This window comes from Pseudomonas sp. Bout1, assembly GCF_034314165.1.
In the GTDB taxonomy this organism is placed as follows: domain Bacteria; phylum Pseudomonadota; class Gammaproteobacteria; order Pseudomonadales; family Pseudomonadaceae; genus Aquipseudomonas.
In genome coordinates this window covers 5,969,016-5,993,405 of sequence record NZ_JAVIWK010000001.1, presented here as the reverse complement: position 1 = coordinate 5,993,405, position 24,390 = coordinate 5,969,016, and the positions used below count along the sequence as shown (strand labels likewise).

General features: G+C 61.0%; 20 protein-coding genes and 1 pseudogene. 14 read left to right on the top strand and 7 right to left on the bottom strand.

The features are described from left to right. The gene (locus RGV33_RS27765) at nucleotides 1-420 is read left to right on the top strand and encodes a ClpXP protease specificity-enhancing factor (RefSeq protein ID WP_010170747.1); all 420 of its coding nucleotides are present in this window, start codon (nucleotides 1-3) and stop codon (nucleotides 418-420) included. Nucleotides 421-591: 171 nt separating this feature from the next. Further along, nucleotides 592-1,341: a FadR/GntR family transcriptional regulator gene (locus tag RGV33_RS27760; RefSeq protein WP_008437251.1), complete on the top strand. Its 750-nt coding sequence runs from the start codon at nucleotides 592-594 to the stop codon at nucleotides 1,339-1,341. A gap of 151 nt (nucleotides 1,342-1,492) precedes the next feature. On the opposite strand, the pseudogene RGV33_RS27755 reads toward RGV33_RS27760, so the two are convergent. Further along, nucleotides 1,493-2,351, bottom strand: a pseudogene (locus tag RGV33_RS27755) (hypothetical protein). Between the two features lie 224 nt (nucleotides 2,352-2,575). On the opposite strand from RGV33_RS27755, the gene kdgD reads away from it, so the two are divergent. From kdgD to RGV33_RS27730, 5 genes are all read left to right on the top strand, one after another. After that, nucleotides 2,576-3,487 (top strand): 5-dehydro-4-deoxyglucarate dehydratase, encoded by a 912-nt coding sequence (gene kdgD, locus RGV33_RS27750; protein WP_322147514.1) that lies wholly within the window; start codon nucleotides 2,576-2,578, stop codon nucleotides 3,485-3,487. Between the two features lie 54 nt (nucleotides 3,488-3,541). After that, a complete protein-coding gene (locus RGV33_RS27745) occupies nucleotides 3,542-4,987 on the top strand; it encodes an aldehyde dehydrogenase family protein (RefSeq protein ID WP_322147512.1) in 1,446 nt (481 codons plus the stop codon). A gap of 217 nt (nucleotides 4,988-5,204) precedes the next feature. Continuing rightward, nucleotides 5,205-6,569, top strand: a complete 1,365-nt coding sequence (locus tag RGV33_RS27740; RefSeq protein WP_201140136.1) for an MFS transporter — start codon at nucleotides 5,205-5,207, stop codon at nucleotides 6,567-6,569. A gap of 13 nt (nucleotides 6,570-6,582) precedes the next feature. Continuing rightward, nucleotides 6,583-8,136 carry a galactarate dehydratase gene (gene garD, locus RGV33_RS27735; RefSeq protein WP_322147510.1) on the top strand — a complete coding sequence of 518 codons (1,554 nt, stop codon included), beginning with the start codon at nucleotides 6,583-6,585 and terminating at the stop codon, nucleotides 8,134-8,136. Between the two features lie 127 nt (nucleotides 8,137-8,263). After that, nucleotides 8,264-9,205, top strand: a complete 942-nt coding sequence (locus RGV33_RS27730; RefSeq protein WP_322147508.1) for an AEC family transporter — start codon at nucleotides 8,264-8,266, stop codon at nucleotides 9,203-9,205. Here RGV33_RS27730 and RGV33_RS27725 read toward each other — a convergent pair. The 6 genes from RGV33_RS27725 to gatC all read right to left on the bottom strand — a co-directional run bounded on the left by RGV33_RS27725 (nucleotide 9,202) and on the right by gatC (nucleotide 14,427). Next, nucleotides 9,202-9,582 (bottom strand): carboxymuconolactone decarboxylase family protein, encoded by a 381-nt coding sequence (locus tag RGV33_RS27725; RefSeq protein WP_322147507.1) that lies wholly within the window; start codon nucleotides 9,580-9,582, stop codon nucleotides 9,202-9,204. The two genes, RGV33_RS27730 and RGV33_RS27725, sit on opposite strands and share 4 nt — an antisense overlap. Beyond that, nucleotides 9,582-10,625, bottom strand: a complete 1,044-nt coding sequence (locus RGV33_RS27720) for a calcium/sodium antiporter (protein ID WP_322148754.1) — start codon at nucleotides 10,623-10,625, stop codon at nucleotides 9,582-9,584. The genes RGV33_RS27725 and RGV33_RS27720 overlap by 1 nt, the downstream gene beginning before the upstream one ends. 59 nt (nucleotides 10,626-10,684) lie before the next feature. Beyond that, nucleotides 10,685-11,056 (bottom strand): septal ring lytic transglycosylase RlpA family protein, encoded by a 372-nt coding sequence (locus tag RGV33_RS27715; protein ID WP_322147506.1) that lies wholly within the window; start codon nucleotides 11,054-11,056, stop codon nucleotides 10,685-10,687. A 159-nt stretch (nucleotides 11,057-11,215) separates the two neighbouring features. Then, on the bottom strand, nucleotides 11,216-12,661 hold the full coding sequence (gatB, locus tag RGV33_RS27710) for an Asp-tRNA(Asn)/Glu-tRNA(Gln) amidotransferase subunit GatB (RefSeq protein WP_322147504.1): 1,446 nt from the start codon (nucleotides 12,659-12,661) through the stop codon (nucleotides 11,216-11,218). A gap of 10 nt (nucleotides 12,662-12,671) precedes the next feature. Further along, on the bottom strand, nucleotides 12,672-14,123 hold the full coding sequence (gatA, locus tag RGV33_RS27705) for an Asp-tRNA(Asn)/Glu-tRNA(Gln) amidotransferase subunit GatA (RefSeq protein WP_322147503.1): 1,452 nt from the start codon (nucleotides 14,121-14,123) through the stop codon (nucleotides 12,672-12,674). 16 nt (nucleotides 14,124-14,139) lie between these two features. Next, nucleotides 14,140-14,427, bottom strand: coding sequence for an Asp-tRNA(Asn)/Glu-tRNA(Gln) amidotransferase subunit GatC (gatC, locus tag RGV33_RS27700; protein ID WP_032860102.1), 288 nt, complete (start codon nucleotides 14,425-14,427; stop codon nucleotides 14,140-14,142). Nucleotides 14,428-14,637: 210 nt separating this feature from the next. Between gatC and mreB the strand changes: the two genes are divergently transcribed. The 7 genes from mreB (at nucleotide 14,638) to RGV33_RS27665 (ending at nucleotide 24,377) form a co-directional block, all read left to right on the top strand. Beyond that, complete coding sequence (gene mreB, locus RGV33_RS27695; protein ID WP_002555108.1) at nucleotides 14,638-15,675, top strand: rod shape-determining protein MreB; 1,038 nt, start codon at nucleotides 14,638-14,640, stop codon at nucleotides 15,673-15,675. 140 nt (nucleotides 15,676-15,815) lie between these two features. Further along, on the top strand, nucleotides 15,816-16,925 hold the full coding sequence (gene mreC / locus RGV33_RS27690; protein ID WP_322148753.1) for a rod shape-determining protein MreC: 1,110 nt from the start codon (nucleotides 15,816-15,818) through the stop codon (nucleotides 16,923-16,925). Then, on the top strand, nucleotides 16,925-17,413 hold the full coding sequence (gene mreD / locus RGV33_RS27685; protein ID WP_322147457.1) for a rod shape-determining protein MreD: 489 nt from the start codon (nucleotides 16,925-16,927) through the stop codon (nucleotides 17,411-17,413). Before mreC ends, mreD begins: the two co-directional genes overlap by 1 nt. Before the next feature lie 50 nt (nucleotides 17,414-17,463). After that, nucleotides 17,464-18,060, top strand: a complete 597-nt coding sequence (locus RGV33_RS27680; protein ID WP_322147456.1) for a nucleoside triphosphate pyrophosphatase — start codon at nucleotides 17,464-17,466, stop codon at nucleotides 18,058-18,060. Between the two features lie 70 nt (nucleotides 18,061-18,130). After that, on the top strand, nucleotides 18,131-19,588 hold the full coding sequence (rng, locus tag RGV33_RS27675) for a ribonuclease G (RefSeq protein ID WP_322147455.1): 1,458 nt from the start codon (nucleotides 18,131-18,133) through the stop codon (nucleotides 19,586-19,588). A gap of 76 nt (nucleotides 19,589-19,664) precedes the next feature. Beyond that, entirely contained in the window at nucleotides 19,665-23,480 is a 3,816-nt protein-coding gene (locus RGV33_RS27670; RefSeq protein WP_322147453.1) for a YhdP family protein, read from the top strand. A 48-nt stretch (nucleotides 23,481-23,528) separates the two neighbouring features. Further along, nucleotides 23,529-24,377 carry a carbon-nitrogen hydrolase family protein gene (locus RGV33_RS27665; RefSeq protein WP_322147451.1) on the top strand — a complete coding sequence of 283 codons (849 nt, stop codon included), beginning with the start codon at nucleotides 23,529-23,531 and terminating at the stop codon, nucleotides 24,375-24,377. The last annotated feature ends 13 nt before the right edge of the window (nucleotides 24,378-24,390 follow it).

The following is a 24,390-nucleotide window of genomic DNA, read 5'->3' as shown; positions in this document are numbered from 1 at the left end:
ATGAACTCCAGTCGACCTTACCTGGTCCGCGCGCTCTATGAGTGGATAGTGGACAACGATTGCACCCCGCACATGCTGGTCAATTCCGAGTTTCCTGCGGTTCAGGTACCGCAAGGTTTTGCCAGTGACGGGCAAATCGTCCTGAACGTTTCACCCAGTGCTGTGCGACACCTGCACATGGACAATGAAGCGGTCAGCTTCGAAGGGCGTTTCGGCGGTGTGCCGCATACGTTGTTCGTGCCCATCGGCGCCATCCTCGGGATTTATGCCCGGGAAAATGGCCAGGGCATGGTGTTTGATCTGGAGTCCTCCCTTGAGGAAGACGAAGCGATCGAGCTCGAAGGCGAAGATGATGTGCCACCGCCGGATTCCGAGCCTCCGCGTCCAAGCGGCCGGCCGAGTCTGAAAGTGGTGAAGTAACAACACGCGGGCCCTCGGGCCGGTGTTAAAAAATGCCTCGGCGATGCCGGGGCATTTTTTTGCCTGGGCAAAACCCCGCCGGTTATAGATGAAAGTCATGACAGGACGGTGATCGTACAACCGCCATGGGCTATCATGCGTGCTTCAGATCGCCGAGATAGATGATTCATCATGGAAAACTCCAGCGCCGCCCCTCGTCTTCCCCGCAAGCGCCGCAGCCTTGCCCAGGAATTGGTCACGGTGTTGTCCGAGCAGATCCGCGACGGCCAACTCAAACGGGGCGACAAACTGCCCACCGAGTCGGCAATCATGGACGCCCATGGGGTCAGTCGCACTGTGGTGCGCGAAGCTATCTCGCGCTTGCAGGCGGCCGGGCAGGTGGAAACCCGCCATGGCATCGGCACCTTTGTGCTGGACACGCCAAGCCCCAGTGGTTTTCGCATCGACCCGGCCACGGTGGTGACGCTGCGCGATGTGCTGGCCATTCTTGAGCTGCGGATCAGCCTGGAAGTGGAGTCTGCCGGCCTTGCCGCCCAGCGTCGCAGCGATGAGCAATTGGCGGGCATGCGCGCGGCCCTCGATGCGCTGAACGAAAGTGCGGCCCACGCCGGTGATGCGGTGGCATCGGACTTCCAGTTTCACCTGCAGATTGCCCTGTCCACCGGCAACCGCTATTTCACCGACATCATGACCCACCTGGGCACCAGCATTATTCCGCGCACGCGGCTGAATTCGGCACGCCTGGCCCATGATGACCAGCAGCACTACATGAGCCGCCTGAGCCGCGAACACGAAGAGATCTATGAGGCGATCGCTCGCCAGGATTCGGATGCGGCGCGGGCGGCCATGCGCTTGCACCTGACCAACAGCCGTGAGCGGCTGCGCCATGCTCATGAAGAGGCGGAAGCGCAGCGCGGCTAGTGCCTATTCAAACGTAGGAGCTGTCGAGCCCCAGCGAGGCTGCGATGCAGGCGCTGAGGTCTGGCAGGTACACCGAGTCGATCCCATCGCAGCCTCGCTGGGGCTCGACAGCTCCCACATTTGATCTGTGTTGTCTTGAAGATGGGCTTGCTTAACTGGCCGGCTGATTCGGCTTGTAGTCCTTGAGCAGCAGATACGTACTCCAGCCCCACCAGTCTTTGGTCCACTGCTTGTCATTCAGGTTGTTGACGTCCTTGCGCCGCAGCACCTTGTCGCCTTCGGCCTTGAACAGCGGTGAAAAGTTATTCGCCGGGTTTTGCGCGGCGTTCAGGTCGGGCACATACAGCGGTGCCTTGAAGTTGGCCGGGGAGGGCGCCACGCCGTTGATAAACGTTTCGAAGATCTGATCAGCCGAGGCCTGCACGGCGCGTTTGACCATGGCCCGGTTGGCCGCATCGTTGCTGTCAAAATAGCGTTTATCACCGTAGGCATGCCACTGCTCGCCCAGGGCGTTGCGCACATTGAGCCCGAACTTGCTGTCTTCATCGTGCATGAAGCGGCTGATCAGCGAGCCCGGTTCACCCGGTGTCACCACCGCCGCCAGTTGTTTGCGCGGTACCCGCAGGTGCCCGGCGGAAAATAGATCGGTCAAAAAGTGATCAGCAAAGCTGTTCATGGCGTAGGCCAGTTCCAGCGCCTGGTCGGTGCCGGTCTGATGCGCCACGACGGCTTGTTGTAAGGCTGCCGTATGCCCCGCCAGATAAGCCGCCAGCGCCCATTCGCCGAAGTGGTCGGCATTGTCTGCCGCCAGTTTCAGGTAGCGCCGATGATCTGGCCGTAGCTCAGGGCCAGGCCGTTGGGCAAGTGCAATTGGACCTTACGCGCGGGAATCGCCGGGCGTCCTTGGCGAAGCGCAACAGGGTATCGTCGCCGATGGCGGTGTGTTCGCCGCCTTCAAAACGCAGGGTGGGCGGGTTTTTCTCGGGTGTGTCGAGTTCAAGACCTGACATGTTAGCTCCTTGCTATGTCGTAGGAATCTTCCGTAATAACTGTATGCATATACAGCCAATCCGAGCATAGAGGAAAAACTTCCTACGTCAAGAAAGCAGCAATTGGGAAGGGCGGCGATGAATTGCAGTTGACGAATATTTTTATAGTTGTACGATGACGTACGACATCAAGATAACCATCCGTAATCTCTCAACAGAAAGTCTTCGCCCAGGGTGTTCGAATAATGAATCCACAAGAACTGAAGTCCATCCTCTCTCACGGTCTGCTGTCTTTCCCGGTGACCGATTTCAACGCCCAGGGTGATTTCCACCAGGCGGGCTACATCAAGCGCCTGGAATGGCTGGCCCCTTACGGCGCCACGGCCTTGTTCGCCGCTGGCGGCACCGGTGAGTTTTTCTCCCTGGCGGCCAGCGAATATTCGCAAGTGGTGAAAACCGCCGTTGATACCTGCGCCACCAGCGTGCCAATCCTCGCCGGTGTCGGTGGTGCCACCCGCCAGGCCATTGAGTACGCCCAGGAAGCCGAGCGTCTGGGTGCCAAAGGCCTGCTGCTGCTGCCGCACTACCTGACCGAAGCCAGCCAGGACGGGGTTGCCGCCCACGTTGAAGCGGTGTGCAAATCCGTCAAGATCGGCGTCGTGGTCTATAACCGCAACGTCTGCCGCCTGACCGCGCCGCTGCTGGAACGCCTGGCCGAGCGCTGCCCGAACCTGATCGGCTACAAGGATGGCCTGGGCGACATTGAATTGATGGTGTCGATCCGCCGTCGCCTCGGTGACCGTTTCAGCTACCTGGGTGGTTTGCCGACTGCAGAGGTTTACGCCGCTGCCTACAGGGCCTTGGGCGTGCCGGTGTACTCCTCGGCGGTGTTCAACTTCATTCCTAAAACCGCGATGGATTTTTACCACGCCATTGCCCGGGAAGATCACGCCACCGTCGGCAAGATCATCGATGATTTCTTCCTGCCTTACCTCGACATCCGTAACCGCAAGGCCGGTTACGCCGTGAGCATCGTCAAGGCCGGGGCGAAAATCGTCGGTTACGACGCCGGCCCCGTGCGTACGCCGCTGACCGATCTGCTGCCGGAAGAATACGAAGCCCTGGCCGCGCTGATCGACAAGCAAGGCGCGCAATAACCCATCACCAAGGCCGCTGAGTAATCAGCGGCTTTTTGCGTCAGGAGAGAATTCGTGTCCCAAGCCAAGCGTTTTGAAAACTACATCGGTGGCCAGTGGGTTACCGGCGCCGACTATTCGGCCAATATCAACCCGTCGGAGTTGTCTGATGTCATTGGCGAATTCGCCAAGGCTGACCTCACTCAAGTTAATGCCGCCATCGACGCGGCTCGTGCGGCATTCCCTGCGTGGTCCACTTCCGGCATCCAGGCGCGTCATGACTCACTGGATAAAGTCGGCAGCGAAATCCTCGCCCGTCGCGAAGAACTTGGCACCCTGCTGGCCCGGGAAGAGGGCAAGACCCTGCCCGAAGCCATCGGCGAAGTGACCCGCGCCGGTAACATCTTTAAATTCTTCGCCGGTGAGTGCCTGCGCCTGTCCGGCGACTACCTGCCGTCGGTGCGCCCCGGCGTCAACGTTGAAGTCACCCGTGAAGCATTGGGCGTGGTTGGTCTGATAACCCCGTGGAACTTCCCGATTGCCATCCCTGCCTGGAAGATCGCCCCAGCCCTGGCCTACGGCAACTGCGTGGTGCTCAAACCCGCCGAACTGGTACCAGGTTGTGCCTGGGCCCTGGCCGAAATCATCTCCCGCGCCGGCTTCCCCGCCGGTGTATTCAACCTGGTAATGGGCAGCGGCCGTGTGGTCGGTGATGCCATGGTCAACAGCCCGAAAGTCGACGGCATCAGCTTCACCGGCTCGGTGGGTGTAGGTCGCCAGATCGCTGTCAGCTGCGTGTCGCGCCAGGCCAAGGTGCAGCTGGAAATGGGCGGCAAGAACCCGCAGATCATTCTCGACGACGCCGACCTCAAACAAGCCGTCGAGCTCTCGGTGCAGAGCGCGTTCTACTCCACAGGCCAGCGTTGCACGGCCTCCAGCCGCTTTATCGTCACCGCCGGGATTCACGACCAGTTTGTCGCGGCCATGGCTGAACGCATGAAGTCGATCAAGGTCGGCCATGCGCTGAAAACCGGCACCGACATCGGCCCGGTGGTTTCCCAGGCCCAGTTGGACCAGGACCTGAAGTACATCGACATCGGCCAGAGCGAAGGTGCTCGTTTGGTCAGTGGCGGTGAACTGGTGACGTGCGACACCGAAGGTTACTTCCTTGCGCCGACGCTGTTTGCCGACAGCGAAGCCGCGATGCGCATCAGCCGAGAAGAGATCTTTGGCCCGGTGGCCAACGTAGTGCGCGTAGCGGATTACGAAGCAGCGCTGGCGATGGCCAACGACACCGAATTCGGCCTGTCGGCCGGTATCGCTACTACGTCGCTGAAGTACGCCAACCACTTCAAGCGTCATTCCCAGGCCGGGATGGTGATGGTCAACCTGCCGACTGCCGGTGTGGATTACCACGTTCCATTCGGTGGCCGTAAGGGTTCATCCTACGGTTCGCGTGAGCAGGGTCGCTATGCGCAAGAGTTCTACACCGTGGTGAAAACCAGCTACATCGGTTCGTAACGCGCAACACCTGTTGGCGCCGGCTCGTGTGGGCGCTGCTTTATGTGGGAGCCGGGCTTGCCCGCGATGGCGGTGTGTCGGGCAACGTAATTGTCGCCTGATGCACCGTCATCGCAGGCAAGCCAGCTCCCACACAGAGCAGATCTCTACAAAACGGACCACCCAGCAGCTTTAAAACATTACCCGCAAAAAAAATAATTAGTGGGAGTACATCTTCATGCAAGCGACCAAGCCGACTCACGTCCGCTATTTGATCCTGCTCATGCTGTTTCTGGTGACCACGATCAATTACGCCGACCGCGCCACCATTGCCATTGCCGGCTCCAGCCTGCAAAAAGACCTCGGCATCGATGCCGTTACCCTCGGCTATATCTTCTCCGCATTCGGTTGGGCCTACGTGGCCGGGCAAATCCCCGGTGGCTGGCTGCTGGACCGATTCGGTTCGAAAAAAGTCTACGCCCTGAGTATTTTCACCTGGTCACTGTTCACCGTGTTGCAAGGCTATGTGGGTGAGTTTGGTGTCTCCACCGCCATCGTGGCGCTGTTCATGTTGCGCTTCCTGGTGGGCCTGGCCGAAGCGCCGTCCTTTCCCGGAAACGCGCGCATCGTGGCGGCATGGTTTCCTACCGCTGAACGCGGCACAGCCTCGGCGATCTTCAACTCGGCGCAGTACTTCGCCACGGTGTTGTTTGCGCCGCTGATGGGCTGGATCGTCTACACCTTCGGCTGGCAACACGTGTTTGTGGTGATGGGCGGCATTGGTATCGTGTTCTCGCTGATCTGGCTGAAAGTTATCCACAGCCCGCGCCAGCACCCGATGATCAACGAGGCCGAGTTGCAACACATCGCTGCCAACGGCGCCATGGTCGACATGGACCAGGACAAGGGCAAAGGCAAGAAAACCGACGGCCCGAAATGGGATTACATCCGTCAGTTGCTGACCAACCGCATGATGCTCGGCGTGTACCTGGGCCAGTACTGCATCAACGGCATCACCTATTTCTTCCTGACCTGGTTCCCGGTGTACCTGGTTCAGGAGCGCGGCATGACCATCCTCAAGGCCGGCTTCATCGCCTCGTTGCCGGCAATCTGCGGGTTCATCGGCGGCGTATTGGGCGGGGTGATCTCCGACTACCTGCTGCGCAAGGGTCATTCGCTGACCTTTGCCCGCAAGGCACCGATCATTGGTGGCTTGCTGATTTCCAGTAGCATCGTGGCGTGCAACTACGTGGACATCGAATGGATGGTGGTGGGCTTTATGGCCCTGGCCTTCTTCGGTAAAGGCGTTGGCGCACTGGGTTGGGCGGTTGTTTCCGACACCTCGCCCAAACAAATCGCCGGCCTGAGCGGCGGGTTGTTCAATATGTTCGGCAACCTGGCATCTATCAGCACCCCGATCGTGATTGGCTACATTATCAGCACCACCGGCTCCTTTAAATGGGCGCTGGTGTTCGTCGGCGCCAACGCATTGCTGGCAGTGTTCAGCTACCTGGTAATCGTCGGCCCGATCAAGCGTGTGGTGCTTAAAGAGCCGCCGGCCAACGGCCCTGAGCTGACTAAACTTTCCCAAGCGCATTCCTGAAGGGGCCCGCGTCATGCAGTTGATTGAACATGCCGATTCGCCGCGCTCCATCCGTTTGCACGCGCTGGATAACGTGGTGATTGTGGTCAACGACCAGGGTGTACCGGCTGGGACCGAGTTTCCCGATGGCCTGGTGACGGTGGATTTCATTCCCCAAAGCCACAAGGTGACGCTGGAGGACATCCCCGAAGGCGGTCGGATTATCCGCTACGGCCAGACCATCGGTTATGCCTTGCGCCCGATTCCGCGCGGCAGTTGGGTTCAGGAAGACCAATTGCGCATGCCCACCGCGCCGCCCCTGGACAGCTTGCCGCTGTCCACCGAGGTGCCTGAGGCCCAGGCGCCGCTGGAAGGCTTTACCTTTGAGGGTTATCGCAATGCTGACGGCACGGTCGGCACGCGCAATATCCTTGGCATCACCACCACGGTGCAGTGCGTCACGGGCGTACTGGACCACGCCGTCAAGCGCATCAAGGACGAATTGTTGCCCAAGTACCCGAACGTCGATGACGTGGTGGCGCTGACCCACAGTTACGGTTGTGGCGTGGCGATTACGGCCACCGACGCCTACATCCCGATTCGCACCGTGCGCAATCTGGCGCGTAACCCGAACCTGGGCGGTGAGGCGCTGGTGATCAGCCTGGGCTGCGAGAAGTTGCAGGCGGGGCAGGTAATGCACGACAACGACAGCTCGGTAGACCTGAGTGAGCCGTGGCTGTACCGGCTGCAGGATTCCAGCCACGGCTTTACCGAAATGATCGAACAGATCATGCAATTGGCCGAAACCCGCCTGAAGAAACTCGACCTGCGTCGGCGGGAAACCGTACCGGCGTCGGAGTTGATCCTCGGTATGCAGTGCGGCGGCAGTGATGCCTTCTCTGGGATTACCGCCAACCCGGCCCTGGGTTATGCCTCGGACTTGCTGCTGCGGGCCGGCGCGACGGTGATGTTTTCCGAAGTGACTGAAGTGCGTGATGCCATCTACCTGCTGACGTCCCGTGCAGAGAACCAGGACGTAGCCCGGGAGCTGGTGCGGGAAATGGACTGGTACGACCGTTACCTGGCCAAGGGCGAGGCGGATCGCAGCGCCAACACCACGCCGGGCAACAAAAAAGGCGGGTTGTCGAATATTGTCGAGAAGTCGCTGGGTTCTATCGTCAAGTCGGGCAGCAGCGCGATCAATGGCGTGCTTGGCCCGGGCGAGCGGTTCAATCGCAAGGGCCTGATTTTTTGCGCAACGCCGGCCAGTGATTTTGTCTGCGGTACGTTGCAGTTGGCGGCGGGGATGAACCTGCACGTGTTCACCACCGGGCGTGGCACGCCGTATGGGTTGGCGATGGCGCCGGTGGTTAAAGTCTCCACGCGCACAGAACTGGCGCAGCGTTGGCCGGACCTGATTGATATCGATGCCGGGCGGATCGCCACCGGGCGCGCGACGATCGAGGAGCTGGGCTGGGAGTTGTTCCACTTCTATCTGGATGTGGCCAGCGGCAAGCAGCAGACGTGGGCGGAGCAACACAAGCTGCACAATGACATCACTTTGTTCAATCCGGCGCCGATTACCTGAGACAGATGTGCACTGTGTGGGAGCAGGCAAGCCAGCTCCCACATTTGATCGGTGTGCTCCAGACGAACCCGTGCCAGGTGGCTTATCATTAGCCACCTACCGACGCCCACCCAAGGTTCTCTCCGGCATGCTGGCAATCTTCCTACAAACCCTGAACATCACCGCGCCGGTGTTTGCCATGCTGTTCTTGGGCGTCCTGCTCAAGCGCATCAACTGGATCAACGACAACTTTATCCACACTGCCTCGGCCCTGGTGTTCAACGTCACTATGCCGGCGTTGCTGTTCCTCGGGATTTTGCACGCAGACCTGCATTCAGCCCTCAAGCCCGGCCTGCTGATCTACTTTGCCGTCGCCACGCTGTTGAGCTTTGCCGTGGCCTGGGGCTGGGCGATCTTCCGGTGCCCGCGGGAAGACCGCGGCATTTACGCCCAAGGCGCGTTTCGCGGTAACAACGGGGTAATCGGCCTGGCCCTGGCGGCCAGCATGTACGGCGACTACGGGATTTCCCTCGGGGCGGTGCTCGCGGCGCTGGTGATCCTTTTCTACAACACCCTGTCGACCATTGTGCTGGCGGTGTACAGCCCGGTGATCAAGTCCGACCCGTGGAGCATCTTCAAGAGTGTGCTGGCCAACCCGCTGATCATCAGCGTGATCGTGGCGGCGCCTTTTGCGTATTTCAAGCTTGGCCTGCCCGGCTGGCTGGAATCCTCCGGGCAGTATTTGGCGGACATGACCTTGCCACTGGCATTGATCTGTATCGGCGGCACGCTGTCGCTGGCAGCGCTGCGCAAAAGCGGGAACATGGCCTTGAGTGCCAGCCTGATGAAGATGATCTGGCTGCCGGTGCTCGCCACCCTTGGCGCGTGGCTGCTGGGATTTCGCGGGCCGGAGTTGGGGATTTTGTTCCTGTACTTCGGTGCGCCCACGGCGGCGGCCAGTTTTGTGATGGCGCGGGCGGCGCAGGGCAATCATGAACTGGCGGCCGCGATTATCGTGATCACCACCTTGATGGCGGCAGTAACCACGAATATCGGGATCTTCGTGTTGCAGGCGGGCGGCTGGATTTAAGCGTCTTTCTGGTAACTGTCGATCACTTCCTGGGCGGCGCGGAAGGCATCAATCGCCGCCGGCACCCCGGCATACACCGCGCAATGCAGCAGCGCCTCGCGAATCTCTTCCACGGTGCAACCGTTGTTCAACGCGCCGCGTACGTGGCCCTTGAGTTCCTGCGGGCACTTGAGGGCGGTCAGCGCGGCGAGGGTGATCAGGCTGCGGGTTTTCAGCGGCAGGCCTTCGCGATTCCATACGCTGCCCCAGGCGTGTTCGTTGACGAAATCCTGCAGCGGCTGGCTGAACTCGGTGGCATTGCCCAGCGCCCGGTCGACAAACACGTCACCCATTACCTGGCGGCGCATTTCAACGCCGGCTTTTTTCTGTTCGGTCATTACAATTCCCTCTTGTGTTGGCGGCGCCAGGCTTGCAGCGAGGTGAACAACAGGAAAGCCACCAGCGCTGGCAGGACGTAATACAGCATCAGTTGTTCAAGCTTGGTGGCCAGCGGCATGCCAAAGGTGAACGACACCACATGCAGCCCATACACCAGGTACAGGCCCAGGAACACCAGGCCTTCGGCGCGGGTGACGCGGTAGCCCGAATAGAATACCGGCAGGCACAACGCGACCACGCCAAGCATCACCGGCAGGTCAAAATCCAGCGCGTTGGGCGACACCGACAGCGGCGAAGGCGCCACCAGGGCGGTAAAGCCCAGCACCCCGAGCAGGTTGAACAGGTTGCTGCCGATCACGTTGCCCACGGCAATTTCCCGCTGGCCGCGCAGGGCGGCGATCAACGAGGTGGCGAGGCACGGCAGTGAGGTGCCGACGCCAATCAGCGTGAGGCCGATGATGCGCTCCGACAGCCCGAGGTCATCGGCCATGTCCACCGCGGCGCCCAGCAACAGGTGCCCCGCGAGAATCAGAATCAGCAGCCCGCCGATCATCAGCAGCACACTGCTCAACCACGGCGCTTGCACCACGGTATCGCGGGTGCGGGGGCGGCGGGAGTGACGGGTCTGGTAAAGCAGCACGCCCAGGTAAGCCACCAGGGCCACCAGCAGCAACAGGCCGTCGACCGGCGTCAGCTCTTCATTGGCCGCAAGTACAAACACCAGCAGGCTGGCGAGGATCATCACCGGGATGTCCAGGCGCACCAGTTGTCGCGAAACCCGCAGCGGAATGATCAGGGCTGCCAGCCCAAGGGTCACGAGGGTATTGAAGATACTGCTGCCGATCACACTGCCTACGGCGATATCGGTGTTATCCGCCAGGGTGGCCTGCAGGCTGACGGCCATCTGCGGCGCGCTGCTGCCGAAGGCGACAATGCTCAGGCCGATGATCAGCGGGCGCACCTTGAGGCTGGCCGCCAGGCGCACTGCAGCGCGCACCAATACTTCGGCACCGACGATCAACAGCAGCAAGCCGCTGATCAGTTCGATCACGCTGAAGGGCGAGAGGGCGGTTAATACAGAAATGGCCTGGGCTCCGTCGGTCAGTTGCTGAGGGCTTGCACGCGAACGCGTGCGGTGCCGCTGCTGATCATACCCAGCTGTTCGGCGGCCTTGCGTGAAAGGTCGATGAGACGCCCACGGGTGTGCGGGCCGCGATCGTTGACGCGGACAACGACGCTTCTGTTGTTGTCGAGGTTGGTGACCTTCACTTGTGTGCCAAAGGGCAGGCGACGATGGGCGGCGGTCAGGGCATTCTGGTTGAACGGTTCACCGCTGGCAGTACGATTGCCGTGGTGTTTGGCGCCGTAGTAGGAGGCGGTGCCGGTTTCGTCGTAGCCGTTGGGGTCGATGAGGCCGCTGGCGCAGCCGGTGAGCAGTGAGAACAGGGCCCAAAGGCCGAGTAGACGCTTCATTTTCAAGGTGTCCCCGAAATTAATGCAGTAACCGGCTCCTGTAGGAGCTGGCTTGCCTGCGATGCAAGCGCCTCGGTCTTTCGGATGCACCGAGGTGAGGCTATCGCAGGCAAGCCAGCTCCCACACTGGAGCCGGCTATTGCAGTGAGACAGTGGCTATCAGCCTTCGAGCTTGCTTTTGAGCAGTTCGTTGACCTGTTGCGGGTTGGCCTTGCCTTTGGAGGCTTTCATCGCCTGGCCTACAAAGAAGCCGAACATTTTGCCGCGCTTGGCTTCATCCGCCGCACGGTATTGTTCAACCTGTTCGGCGTTGGCGGCCAGCATCTCGTCGAGCACGGCCGAAATCGCGCCGCTGTCGGTGACTTGCTTCAGGCCACGCTTCTCGATGATCTCATCAGCATTGCCTTCGCCGGCGGCCATGGCTTCAAACACGGTCTTGGCGATTTTGCCGGAGATGGTGTTGTCTTTGATCCGCAGCAGCATGCCGCCCAATTGCTCGGCGGTAACCGGCGCTTCGTCGATTTCCAGGCCCTGTTTGTTCAGCAGGCTGCCCAGCTCAACCATCACCCAGTTGGCCGCCAGTTTGGCGTCGCCGGCAATGCTCACGACTTTTTCGAAGTAGTTGGCTTGCTCGCGGCTCGACGCCAACACGCTGGCGTCGTACACCGAAAGGCCGAACTGTTCCTGGAAACGCTCGCGTTTTTGCGGTGGCAGTTCCGGCAGGGTGGCGCGCACGTCAGCCAGGAACGAGTCCTCGATGACCACGGGCAACAGGTCCGGGTCGGGGAAGTAACGGTAGTCGTTGGCTTCCTCCTTGCTGCGCATGGCGCGGGTTTCGTCTTTGTTCGGGTCGTACAGGCGGGTCTGCTGAATCACCTTGCCGCCGTCTTCGATCAGCTCGATCTGGCGACGCACTTCGGTGTTGATCGCCTTCTCGATGAAACGGAACGAGTTGACGTTCTTGATCTCGCAGCGGGTGCCGTACTCGACCTGGCCTTTTGGCCGCACCGACACGTTGCAGTCGCAACGCAGGGAGCCTTCGGCCATGTTGCCGTCGCAGATCCCGAGGTAACGCACCAGCGCGTGGATCGTCTTGACGTAGGCCACGGCTTCCTTGGCGCTGCGCATGTCCGGCTCGGACACGATCTCCAGCAACGGCGTGCCGGCGCGGTTCAGGTCGATGCCGGTGGCGCCGTTGAATTCTTCATGCAGGCTCTTGCCGGCATCTTCTTCCAGGTGCGCGCGGGTCACGCCGACACGTTTGATGGTGCCGTCTTCCAGCGGGATGTCCAAGTAGCCCTTGCCGACGATCGGCAATTCCATCTGGCTGATCTGGTAGCCCTTGGGCAGGTCCGGGTAGAAGTAGTTCTTGCGGGCAAACACGTTGTGCTGGCCGATCTCGGCCTCGATTGCGAGGCCGAACATCACCGCCATGCGTACCGCTTCCTGGTTCAGCACCGGCAGCACGCCGGGCATGCCCAGGTCTACCAGGCTGGCCTGGGTGTTGGGTTCTGCGCCGAACGTGGTGGCGCTACCGGAGAAAATCTTCGATTGGGTGGCGAGCTGGGTATGAATCTCCAGCCCGATCACGACTTCCCATTGCATAGTGTTCTCCTCAGAAGCCGGTTGGGGTGCGAGTGTGCCAGTCAGTGTTCAACTGGTACTGGTGCGCCACATTGAGCAGGCGGCCTTCCTGGAAATACGGGGCGAGCAGTTGCACGCCCACCGGCAAACCGTCGACGAAACCTGCAGGCATGGACAAGCCCGGCAGCCCCGCGAGGTTGGCGGTGATGGTGTAGAGGTCTTCCAGGTACTCGGCGATCGGATCGCCGGTCTTGGCGCCGATCTTCCAGGCCGGGTTCGGCGTGGTTGGGCCGAGGATCACGTCGACTTCATTGAACGCTGCCATAAAGTCGTTCTTGATCAGGCGACGGATCTTTTGCGCCTTGAGGTAGTACGCGTCGTAGTAACCGGCCGACAGCGCGTAGGCACCGACCATGATCCGGCGTTGTACTTCCACACCGAAACCTTCGCCACGGGAGCGCTTGTAAAGGTCGGTGAGGTCTTTCGGGTTTTCGCAGCGGTAGCCGAAGCGCACACCGTCGAACCGCGACAGGTTGGAGGAAGCCTCTGCCGGAGCGATCACGTAGTAGGCGGGAATCGCGTGCTGGTTGTTCGGCAGGCTGATTTCCTTGATCACGGCGCCGAGCTTCTCCAACTCCTTGACGCTGTTGTGCACCAGTTCGGCGATGCGCGGGTCGAGGCCGGCGCTGAAATACTCTTTCGGCACGCCGATGCGCAGGCCTTTGATCGAGGTATTCAGGCTGGCGCTGTAGTCCGGCACGGGCTCGTCGATGCTGGTGGAATCCTGCGGATCGAAGCCTGCCATGCCTTGTAACAATATTGCGCAGTCTTCGGCCGTGCGTGCCAGGGGGCCGCCCTGGTCGAGGCTGGAAGCGTAGGCAATCATGCCCCAGCGGGAAACGCGACCGTAGGTCGGTTTCAAACCAGTGAGGTTGGTGAACGCGGCCGGTTGGCGGATCGAACCGCCGGTGTCGGTGGCCGTGGCGGCAGGTAACAGACGAGCGGCAACTGCTGCGGCAGAGCCACCCGAAGAACCGCCGGGCACGTGTTCAAGGTTCCACGGGTTTTTCACCGGGCCGTAGTGGCTCGATTCGTTGGCCGAACCCATGGCGAACTCGTCCATGTTGGTCTTGCCCAGGGTCACGGCCCCGGCAGCGGCCAGCTTGGCGACCACGGTGGCGTCGTAGGGCGCCTTGAAATTATCCAGCATCTTCGAACCGCAACTGGTGCGGATGCCCTGGGTGCAGAACAGGTCTTTGTGGGCAATCGGCGCCCCCAACAGGGCACCGTTCTCACCGTTGGCGCGACGTACGTCGGCGGCCTTGGCCTGGCTCAGGGCCAGCTCTTCGGTGATGCTGATGAAGCTGTTGACCGCAGGGTCCAGCTCGGCGATACGCGCCAGCAGGGTTTTGGTCAGCTCTTCGCAAGAAAACTTTTTGTCGGCGAGACCGCGGGCGATCTCGGCCAGAGTCAATTGATGCATTGCAGGCTCTTTCCCTTTAGTCGATGACTTTCGGTACCAGGTACAGGCCGTTTTCGACCGCTGGCGCGATGGACTGGTAAGCCTCGCGATGATTGCGCTCGGTCACGACGTCGGCGCGCAGGCGCTGGCTGGCTTCCAGCGGGTGAGCCAGGGGCTCGATGCCGTCGGTATTCACGGCTTGCATTTGGTCGACCAGCCCGAGAATGCTGTTCAGGGCTGCGGTGGTCTGTGGAAGATCGGCTTCATTGAGGCCCAGGCAGGCCAAATGAGCGATTTTTTCCACGTCGGAGCGTTCAAGCGCCATGGGATTCTCCAGTGGAAAACAGAACGGAAGCTATCCGTGTGTTAGATTGTAGGAACACTACCGCATTTCTACGGTCATATGGCCGCGATTGTGGGGGTTGGTGCACAGAAAGTCGGCCAATTTAGCACATTGGCGCCTTGCCCAAAATCCCTGTCGTTGTTAGAGTTTGCCGCACTTTTTTACCCACGCGTTGCCTAGGGTCCTTTCCCCATGTTCAAGAAACTGCGTGGCATGTTTTCCAGCGATCTTTCCATCGACCTGGGCACTGCCAACACCCTTATTTACGTGCGCGAGCGCGGTATCGTTCTGAATGAGCCATCGGTTGTGGCCATTCGGACCCATGGTAATCAGAAAAGTGTCGTTGCCGTTGGCACCGAGGCCAAGCGCATGCTTGGCCGAACACCGGGCAACATTGCTGCCATTCGTCCGATGAAGGATGGCGTGATTGCCGACTTCAGTGTCTGCGAGAAGATGCTGCAGTACTTCATCAACAAGGTTCACGAAAACAGTTTCCTGCAGCCCAGCCCTCGTGTGCTGATCTGTGTTCCGTGCAAGTCCACCCAGGTGGAGCGTCGTGCCATCCGTGAATCGGCCCTTGGCGCCGGTGCCCGTGAAGTGTTCCTGATCGAAGAGCCAATGGCGGCTGCGATCGGTGCCGGCCTGCCGGTTGAAGAAGCCCGCGGTTCGATGGTGGTGGATATCGGTGGTGGTACCACTGAAATCGCCCTGATTTCCCTCAATGGTGTGGTGTATGCCGAATCCGTACGGGTTGGCGGCGACCGTTTCGACGAAGCGATCATCACCTACGTGCGTCGTAACTACGGCAGCCTGATCGGCGAATCCACCGCCGAGCGCATCAAGCAGGAAATCGGCACCGCTTACCCGGGCGGCGAAGTTCGCGAAGTTGATGTTCGCGGTCGCAACCTGGCCGAAGGCGTTCCACGTGCCTTCACCCTGAATTCCAACGAAGTACTGGAAGCTCTGCAAGAGTCCCTGGCTACTATCGTTCAGGCTGTGAAGAGCGCCCTGGAGCAATCGCCTCCGGAACTGGCTTCCGATATCGCCGAACGTGGCCTGGTACTGACCGGTGGTGGCGCCTTGCTGCGCGACCTCGACAAGCTGTTGGCCCAGGAAACCGGCCTGCCAGTGATCGTCGCTGAAGACCCGCTGACCTGCGTCGCCCGCGGCGGTGGCCGTGCACTGGAAATGATGGATAAACACACCATGGACCTGCTCTCCAGCGAATAAGATTTTGCTGGTTTGCCCATGTTTCGCCCACAGGCAGCACTTTGCAGTGCTGCCTGTTGGCGTTTATCTTCTTCAATCTGCATCCAGGCCGGTTTGATGCCGTATGAATAAAGAAAACATTTGCCTGGGAGGAGCGGCTTATTAAACCGCTTTTTTCCAAAGGCCCCTCACTGGGCGTGCGCCTGTTGGTGCTGGTCGTGCTATCGGTTGCGCTGATGGTGGTCGATGCCCGCTTCACACTGCTCAAGCCAGTGCGTAGCCAGATGTCGCTGGTCCTGATGCAGACTTACTGGATCACAGACCTGCCGCAACGTCTCTACCAGGGTGTGGCCAGCCAGTTTGGCAGCCGTACTGAACTGGTGGCCGAGAACGAAAAACTCAAGACCGAAAACCTGCTGCTGCAGGGACGCATGCAAAAGCTGGCGGCCCTCACCGAGCAGAACGTTCGGCTGCGCGAGTTGCTCAATTCCTCTGCGTTGGTCAACGAGAAGGTCGAAGTGGCCGAGTTGATCGGCATGGACCCGAATCCCTTCACCCATCGCATCATCATCAACAAGGGTGAGCGCGACGGCGTGGTCCTTGGCCAGCCGGTGCTTGACGCCCGTGGCTTGATGGGCCAAGTGGTGGAGTTGATGCCGTATACGTCGCGCGTCCTGTTGCTGACCGACACCACCCACAGCATTCCGGTGCAAGTTAACCGCAACGGCCTGCGGGCGATTGCCAGTGGTACGGGTAACCCGGAACGCCTGGAGTTGCGCCACGTCGCAGACACCGCTGACATCAAGGAAGGCGACCTGCTGGTCAGCTCCGGCCTGGGCCAGCGTTTCCCTGCGGGCTACCCGGTGGCGACGGTCAAGGAAGTGATCCACGATTCCGGCCAGCCGTTCGCCATCGTGCGTGCGGTGCCGACCGCCGCGTTGAACCGCAGCCGTTACCTGCTGCTGGTGTTCAGCGACAACCGCACCCCGGAAGAGCGCGCCAACGCAGCCGCCCAGGCCCAGGAAGCGGAAGACAAGCAAAACGGCACCACACCGATCATTCCGGCCACTGTACCTAAGCCTGCTGCACCCGCTGCACCGGCAGCCGTACCGGCCACACCAGCCGCACCCGTCGCGACGCCAGCCAAGCCCGTGGCCCATAGCGCCCGCCCGGCGAAGCCTGTGGCGCCGGCACCTGCCGCGGCCAAGCCGCCCGCCGCCGCCAAACCACCGGCTGCGGCCCCGGCAACCACTCGGCAGAGGGAAGAATAATGGCCGGTACTCACTCGCGTAACGGCTGGATCGTCTGGCTGACATTCGCCATAGGCTTGCTGCTCAGTGTTTCGCCGCTGCCGCAGTTCATGGAAATCCTGCGCCCGCTGTGGCTCGCCTTGTTGCTGGCGTTCTGGGCCCTGGCGCTGCCGCACAGGGTTGGGATGGTCACGGCCATGTGCCTGGGTTTGATGGAGGATGTGCTATACGGCACGTTGCTCGGCCAGAACGCGCTGATCCTCACCTTGATTACCTTCCTGGTGCTGTCGTTGCAGCAGCGCCTGCGCATGTTCCCGATGTGGCAGCAGTGCCTGGTGATCCTGGTGATCTTCGGCCTGGCGCAGTTGGTACAGCTGTGGCTCAGTGCCTTGACCGGCAACCGCCAACCGACCTTGGCGCTGGTGTTGCCCGCGCTGGTCAGTGCGTTGTTGTGGCCCTGGATCAGTTTTGGCCTGCGTGGATTACGTCGTCGCTATAAAATAAATTGAATGGATCGCGAGGCTCTGCCTGGTTATCGAACCCTACAGGGAGAGTCTGCATGAATTCGCTTTACCTGGCCTCGGGCTCCCCGAGGCGGCGTGAACTGCTGACACAGATCGGTGTGCCGTTCACCGTCGTCAGCGCCGCAATTAATGAAACTCCCCTTACGAACGAATCGCCCGTGTCCTACGTAGAACGCCTGGCGCGCGGCAAGGCTGCGGCCGGTCGCTCGGCCCTGGCCGATGCCGCTGGCGCCTGTGTGCTGGGCGCCGACACGGCAGTCATCCTCGATGGCCAGATCCTCGGCAAACCGCTGGACCAGGCCGACGCCCAGGCCATGTTGCTGGCCCTTTCTGACCGCGAACACGAAGTGCTTACCGCCATCGCCCTGATTGACAACCAGCGTTGCGAAACGCGGCTGGTCAGCAGTCGCGTGCGGTTTCGCAAGATATCAGCGGGCGAAGCCACCACTTATTGGCACAGCGGCGAGCCCCAGGACAAAGCGGGCGGCTATGCTATCCAGGGCCTGGCAGCGGTGTTTGTGGCCGGGCTCAATGGCAGCTACTCCGCCGTGGTTGGCCTGCCTGTCTGCGAAACCGCAGAACTGCTGGGCCAATTCGGCATACCCTGTTGGCAAAACCTTACCGTGCGCTAAACGCCGTATTCCAGCGCCAAGCCTTAAGCGATCGGTCACTATTGTGAAAACGCCTGAACGAGACCCAGCCATGAGTGAAGAGATTCTGATCAATATCACGCCGATGGAATCGCGCGTGGCGGTGGTAGAGAACGGTGTTCTGCAAGAAGTGCACGTGGAGCGCACCCAAAAGCGCGGGATCGTCGGCAACATCTATAAAGGCAAGGTCGTGCGCGTGTTACCGGGGATGCAGGCGGCTTTCGTCGACATCGGCCTGGACCGCGCCGCGTTTATCCATGCTTCGGAAATTTCCCTGCGCGAGGGCCCGGCGGTTGAAAGCATCAGTGCCCTGGTGCACGAAGGGCAAAGCCTGGTGGTGCAAGTCACCAAGGACCCGATTGGCTCCAAGGGCGCGCGCCTGACCACGCAACTGTCGATTCCCTCACGGTACCTGGTGTACATGCCGCGCACGGCCCACGTCGGCATCTCCCTGAAGATCGAAGACGAAGGCGAGCGCGAACGCCTGAAAAAGGTAGTCAGCGATTGCGTGGCGCTGGAAGGCATCAAGGAGGCTGGCGGTTTTATCCTGCGTACCGCCGCTGAAGGCGCCGGTGCCGATGAAATCCTCATGGACATCCGCTACCTGCGTCGCCTCTGGGACCAGATCGGCGCGCAGATCAAGACCATTGGTGCGCCCAGCGTGATCTACGAAGACCTCGGCCTGGCCCTGCGCACCTTGCGCGACCTGGTCAGCCCGAAAATCGAGAAAATTCGCATCGACTCGCGGGAAACCTTCCAGCGCACCACGCAATTTGTTGCCGAACTGATGCCGGAAATTGCCGACCGCCTGGAGCACTACCCCGGTGAACGCCCGATCTTCGACCTGTATGGCGTCGAAGACGAAATCCAGAAAGCCCTCGAGCGCAAAGTGCCGCTCAAGTCCGGCGGCTACCTGGTGGTGGACCCGGCGGAAGCCATGAGTACCATCGACGTCAATACTGGCGCCTTCGTGGGCCATCGCAACCTCGAAGAAACCATCTTCAAGACCAACCTCGAGGCGGCCACCGCGATTGCCCGGCAACTGCGCCTGCGCAACCTGGGCGGGATCATCATCATCGACTTCATCGACATGGAAGACGAAGAGCACCAGCGCCAGGTGCTGCGTACCCTGGAGAAGCAGCTGGAGCGCGACCACGCCAAGACCAACATCATCGGCATCACCGAACTGGGCCTGGTGCAGATGACCCGCAAGCGCACCCGCGAAAGCCTGGAGCAGGTACTGTGCGAGCCGTGCAGCAGTTGCCAGGGCCGCGGCAAGTTGAAGACCCCGGAAACGGTTTGCTACGAAATTTTCCGGGAAATCCTGCGGGAGGCGCGTGCCTACCAGGCCGAGGGCTATAGAGTGCTGGCCAACCAGAAGGTGGTCGACCGGTTGCTGGATGAAGAGTCCGGCAACGTGGCCGAGCTGGAAGTTTTTATCGGGCGCACCATTCGCTTCCAGGTCGAAACCATGTATTCCCAGGAACAATATGACGTGGTGCTGCTCTGATTCGCGTTAGTTCTTATCAACGAGACGGGCAGGCCTTGATCTGCCGTCCGACTATTGCCTTTGAGGGTCGCCTGACATGGAGCGTCTGATACGCTTTTTTGCCGCATTGACCCGCTGGGGCCTTGGCCTGTGCGCCTTGCTGCTGGTGTTGGCAGCGGTGTACGTGAGCCTTGGCCGTGAATTGACGCCGCTGGTGGCGGAATACCGTGGCGAAATCGAAGCCAAGGCCCGCGCGGCGCTGGATATGCCCCTGAGCATCGGCAGCCTGGAAGGGCGCTGGAGCGGTTTTGCACCGATTTTAATGGCTCACGACGTGATGATCGGCGAGGGCAACAGCGCCCTGCGCCTGGACCAGGTGCAAGTGGTGCCCGACATCTGGGCCAGCCTGCTGGCGCGTGAAGTGCGTATCGCCCATCTGGAAGTCAGCGGCCTGCAAGTCAGTGTGAAGGAAGACCAGGACGGCCATTGGGCGCTGCAAGGCCTGCCGGTGCAGGATGACCAGCCGCTGGATCCCGAACAACTGCTGACGCACCTGCAACGGGTCGGGCAAGTCTCATTGCTCGACAGCCAGGTCACGCTGCAACCATTCGACCAGGCGCCGCTGACCTTGACCTATGTCGGCGTGAGCCTGCAGGCCGGTGCCAACCGCCAGCGCCTCGACGCGCGCCTGACCTTGCCCGACGGCCAGCCCCTGGCGTTGAACCTGCGCACCCGAATCCGTGCCAGCCAGTGGAAGGACGGCGAAATCCAGGCCTACCTCAGCTTGCCCCAGAGCGACTGGGCAAAGTGGGTCCCGGCGAAACTGACTCAACAATGGAAGCTCACCGAATTCAAGGCCGGCGGCGAATTCTGGCTGACCTGGGCCAAGGGCACCGTGCAAAGCGCCGCCGTGCGCCTCAACGCGCCGCAACTCAAGGGCAGCTATGCCGACCGTAAACCTACGCACATCGAAAACCTGGCCCTTACTGCGTACCTGCAACGCAGTGACAATGGCCTCAAGGTGCTGTTTGACTCGCTGGCGATGAACCTCGGTGACACCCGCTGGGAGTCGCGTCTGCAACTGCAACAAACCCTGGCAACCGACAAGGCGCTGGAAGTCTGGAACCTGCAGGCCGACCGCCTCGACCTGACGCCGATCACGCCGTTGCTGCATGCCCTGGCACCCTTGCCGGAAGCATTCGCCACTACCCTGGATCACCTGAAGGCCACCGGCACGCTGCGTAATGTATTGCTGGATTATCGCCCTCAAGACACCACCGACCAACGTGTGAGCTTCGCGGCCAACCTGGACCGCATCGGTTTTGATGCCTACTTCGGCGCACCGGCAGCGCGTAATGTCAGCGGTAGCATCAGCGGTGACCTGGGCAAGGGCGAGTTGCGCATGGACAGCAAGGACTTCTCCTTGCACCTGTTTCCGATTTTCGCCAAGCCCTGGCAGTACATTCAGGCCAATGCCCGCCTGACATGGAAGCTGGATAAGGAAGGCTTCACCCTCATTGCGCCGTACATCAAGGTACTGGGTGAGGAGGGCAAGGTTGCGGCCGACTTCCTGATTCGTCTGCATTTCGACCATAGCCAGGAAGACTATATGGACCTGCGGGTCGGTATGGTCGATGGCGATGGCCGCTTCACCCCCAAATACCTGCCGGCGGTCTTGAGCCCGGCACTCGATGAATGGCTGCGCACCGCAATTCTCAAGGGCGCCGTGGACGAGGGCTTCTTCCAGTACCAAGGCTCGCTGAACCACGACGCGTTGCCTGCCTCGCGCAATATCAGCCTGTTCTTCAAGGTGCATGACGCCGAGTTGGCGTTCCAGCCGGGCTGGCCGCACGTGAGCAAGGTCAAGGGTGAAGTGTTTGTGGAGGAGAGCGGCGTGCGCATCCTGGCCAGCAAGGGCCAGTTGCTCGACACCAAGGTCAATGACATCTACGTCAACATTCCCCATGCCCCCGAAGGCAAGGACAGCCACCTGCTGCTCACCGGTAATTTCGCCGGTGGCCTGGGCGATGGCCTGAAAATCCTTCAGGAAGCACCGATCGGCACGGCCTCGACCTTCGCCGGCTGGAAAGGCGACGGCGATCTGCAAGGCAAGCTCGACCTGGATATTCCGTTGGCCAAGGGCGCCGACCCCAAGATTGTGGTGGACTTCAAGACCGACAAGGCGCGCCTGCAACTGGCCGAGCCGACGCTGGACCTGAGCCAGCTCAAGGGCGACTTCCGCTTCGACAGCGCCAAGGGCCTGAGTGGCCAGAACATCAGCGCGCAGGCCTTCGACCGGCCGATTACCGCGCAGATTTTTGCCGATGGCAAACAGGGCGATCTCAATACCCGCGTCACTGCCAAAGGCCAGGTCAGCGTCAAGCGGCTGACCGACTGGCTGAAGGTCAGCCAGCCGCTGCCGGTGTCGGGTGATATCCCCTACCAACTGCAGTTGAACCTTGACGGCGCCGACAGCCAGCTAATGGTCAGTTCCAACCTCAAGGGCGTGGCTGTGGACCTCCCGGCACCGTTCGGCATGCCGGCGAGCCAGGGCCGAGACAGCGTGTTCCGCATGACCCTGCAGGGCAAGGAGCGCCGCTACTGGTTTGATTATGGCGAGTTGGGCAGCTTCACCTTCGCCGCCCCGGCTGACAATTTTGCCGATGGTCGTGGCGAACTGTTCCTGGGCGATGGCGATGCCGTGTTGCCGGCCAGCAAAGGCTTGCGTATTCGTGGTGTGTTGTCGGAGCTGGACATCGACCCCTGGAAAAAACTCGTGGACCGCTACGCCGGCAACGACCCGGGCGGCAGTGCCAAGCAGCTGTTGAGCGGGGCCGACTTCAAGGTTGGCAAGCTGACCGGCTTCGGCACCCAGTTTGACCAGGTCAACTTGCAACTGGATCGCAAACCCGCCGCCTGGGGCTTGCAGTTCGACAGCCAGCAGGCCAAGGGTACCGTGGGGCTACCGGATGCCAAGGGCGCGCCGATTGCGATCAACTTGCAGTACGTGAAGTTACCTGCGGTGGACCCGACGGTGCAGGCGGATGAAAATGCGCCGGACCCGTTGGCTGATGTCGATCCCAAGGACATTCCGGCGCTGGATATCTCGATCAACCAGTTGTTCCAGGGCCCTGACCTGATAGGTGCGTGGTCGTTGAAAGTGCGGCCAACCACCAAAGGCATGGCGTTCAACAGTCTCAATTTGGGACTCAAGGGCATGTTGCTTCAGGGCGCCGGTGGCTGGGAAGGTGCTCCCGGTGCCAGCAGCAGTTGGTACAAGGGCCGCCTGGATGGCAAGAACATTGGCGACGTGCTCAAGGGCTGGGGGTTTGCGCCGAGCGTGACCAGTGAAGATTTTCACGTGGATGTGGACGGACGCTGGCCAGGCTCGCCGGCCTGGGTCGGCCCAAAACGCTTCTCCGGCAGCCTGGACGCAAGCTTTCGCAAAGGCCAGTTCGTTGAAGTGGACGGCGGCGCCCAGGCCCTGCGGGTGTTTGGCTTGCTGAACTTCAACTCCATCGGTCGCCGGTTGCGCCTGGACTTCTCGGACCTGCTCGGCAAAGGCTTGAGTTACGACCGGGTCAAGGGCTTGCTGGCGGCCAGCAATGGCGTGTTTGTGACCCGTGAGCCGATCACCATGACGGGCCCGTCGAGCAACCTGGAGATCAATGGCACCCTGGACCTGGTGGCTGATCGGGTGGATGCCAAGTTGTTGGTGACGCTGCCGGTCACCAACAACTTGCCGATTGCCGCGCTGATCGTCGGCGCGCCGGCGATTGGCGGTGCGCTGTTTTTGATCGACAAGTTGATTGGTGACCGCGTTTCGCGTTTCGCCAGCGTGCAGTACAAGGTAGAAGGCCCGTGGAAGGATCCGAAAATCACCTTCGACAAGCCATTTGAAAAGCCAAACTGAGTACCTGTGGAGTAGCATGGCCTCATGCTTTTTATGGAGTGTGGGCCCATGTCCTTTGCGGTAATTCAAATGGTCAGCCAAAGCGATGTGCTGGCCAACCTGGCCCAGGCCCGGCGCCTGCTGGAGCAAGCGGCGGCGGGCGGTGCCAGGCTTGCCGTACTCCCGGAAAACTTCGCCGCCATGGGCCGTCGCGACGTGGCCGATATTGGTCGCGCCGAGGCTTTGGGCGAAGGTCCTATCCTGCCATGGTTGAAACAGACCGCCCGCGACCTCACCTTATGGATAGTGGCCGGCACGTTGCCGTTGCCTCCTAAGGACCAACCCAACGCCAAGCCCAACGCCTGCTCGTTGCTGATCGATGATCAGGGCGAAATCGTTGCCCGTTACGACAAGCTGCACCTGTTCGATGTCGACGTGGCCGATGCCCGGGGCCGTTATCGTGAATCCGATGACTATGCTCATGGTAGCCAGGTGGTGGTGGCGGATACCCCGGTGGGTCGCCTGGGGCTGACGGTGTGCTACGACTTGCGCTTCCCGGAGCTGTACAGCGAATTGCGCGCTGCAGGGGCCGAACTGATCACCGCGCCCTCGGCCTTTACGGCGGTGACGGGCGCCGCGCACTGGGACGTGCTGATTCGTGCGCGGGCCATCGAGACCCAGTGCTACCTGCTGGCGGCCGCCCAGGGTGGTGTGCATCCAGGGCCACGGGAAACCTTCGGGCATGCAGCGATCATCGACCCATGGGGGCGCGTGCTGGCACAACAAGATCAAGGCGAAGCGGTGTTGCTGGCCGAACGCGATAGCAGTGAACAGGCGTCCATACGGGCGCGCATGCCGGTGGCGGGCCATCGGCGCTTTTTCTCGCAGGGCGCGCAGCGACCTGCTTCAGAACGATGAATTTAAGGCCAAA

Coding starts and splice junctions, on each gene's coding strand:
- gatB (WP_322147504.1), bottom strand. CDS start 12,661: ATGCAATGGGAAGTCGTGATCGGGCTGGAGATTCATACCCAGCTCGCC.
- mreD (WP_322147457.1), top strand. CDS start 16,925: ATGGCCGGTACTCACTCGCGTAACGGCTGGATCGTCTGGCTGACATTC.
- rng (WP_322147455.1), top strand. CDS start 18,131: ATGAGTGAAGAGATTCTGATCAATATCACGCCGATGGAATCGCGCGTG.
- kdgD (WP_322147514.1), top strand. CDS start 2,576: ATGAATCCACAAGAACTGAAGTCCATCCTCTCTCACGGTCTGCTGTCT.
- RGV33_RS27765 (WP_010170747.1), top strand. CDS start 1: ATGAACTCCAGTCGACCTTACCTGGTCCGCGCGCTCTATGAGTGGATA.
- RGV33_RS27760 (WP_008437251.1), top strand. CDS start 592: ATGGAAAACTCCAGCGCCGCCCCTCGTCTTCCCCGCAAGCGCCGCAGC.
- RGV33_RS27730 (WP_322147508.1), top strand. CDS start 8,264: ATGCTGGCAATCTTCCTACAAACCCTGAACATCACCGCGCCGGTGTTT.
- RGV33_RS27715 (WP_322147506.1), bottom strand. CDS start 11,056: ATGAAGCGTCTACTCGGCCTTTGGGCCCTGTTCTCACTGCTCACCGGC.
- gatC (WP_032860102.1), bottom strand. CDS start 14,427: ATGGCGCTTGAACGCTCCGACGTGGAAAAAATCGCTCATTTGGCCTGC.
- garD (WP_322147510.1), top strand. CDS start 6,583: ATGCAGTTGATTGAACATGCCGATTCGCCGCGCTCCATCCGTTTGCAC.
- RGV33_RS27665 (WP_322147451.1), top strand. CDS start 23,529: ATGTCCTTTGCGGTAATTCAAATGGTCAGCCAAAGCGATGTGCTGGCC.
- RGV33_RS27670 (WP_322147453.1), top strand. CDS start 19,665: ATGGAGCGTCTGATACGCTTTTTTGCCGCATTGACCCGCTGGGGCCTT.
- RGV33_RS27740 (WP_201140136.1), top strand. CDS start 5,205: ATGCAAGCGACCAAGCCGACTCACGTCCGCTATTTGATCCTGCTCATG.
- RGV33_RS27725 (WP_322147507.1), bottom strand. CDS start 9,582: ATGACCGAACAGAAAAAAGCCGGCGTTGAAATGCGCCGCCAGGTAATG.
- gatA (WP_322147503.1), bottom strand. CDS start 14,123: ATGCATCAATTGACTCTGGCCGAGATCGCCCGCGGTCTCGCCGACAAA.
- mreB (WP_002555108.1), top strand. CDS start 14,638: ATGTTCAAGAAACTGCGTGGCATGTTTTCCAGCGATCTTTCCATCGAC.
- RGV33_RS27680 (WP_322147456.1), top strand. CDS start 17,464: ATGAATTCGCTTTACCTGGCCTCGGGCTCCCCGAGGCGGCGTGAACTG.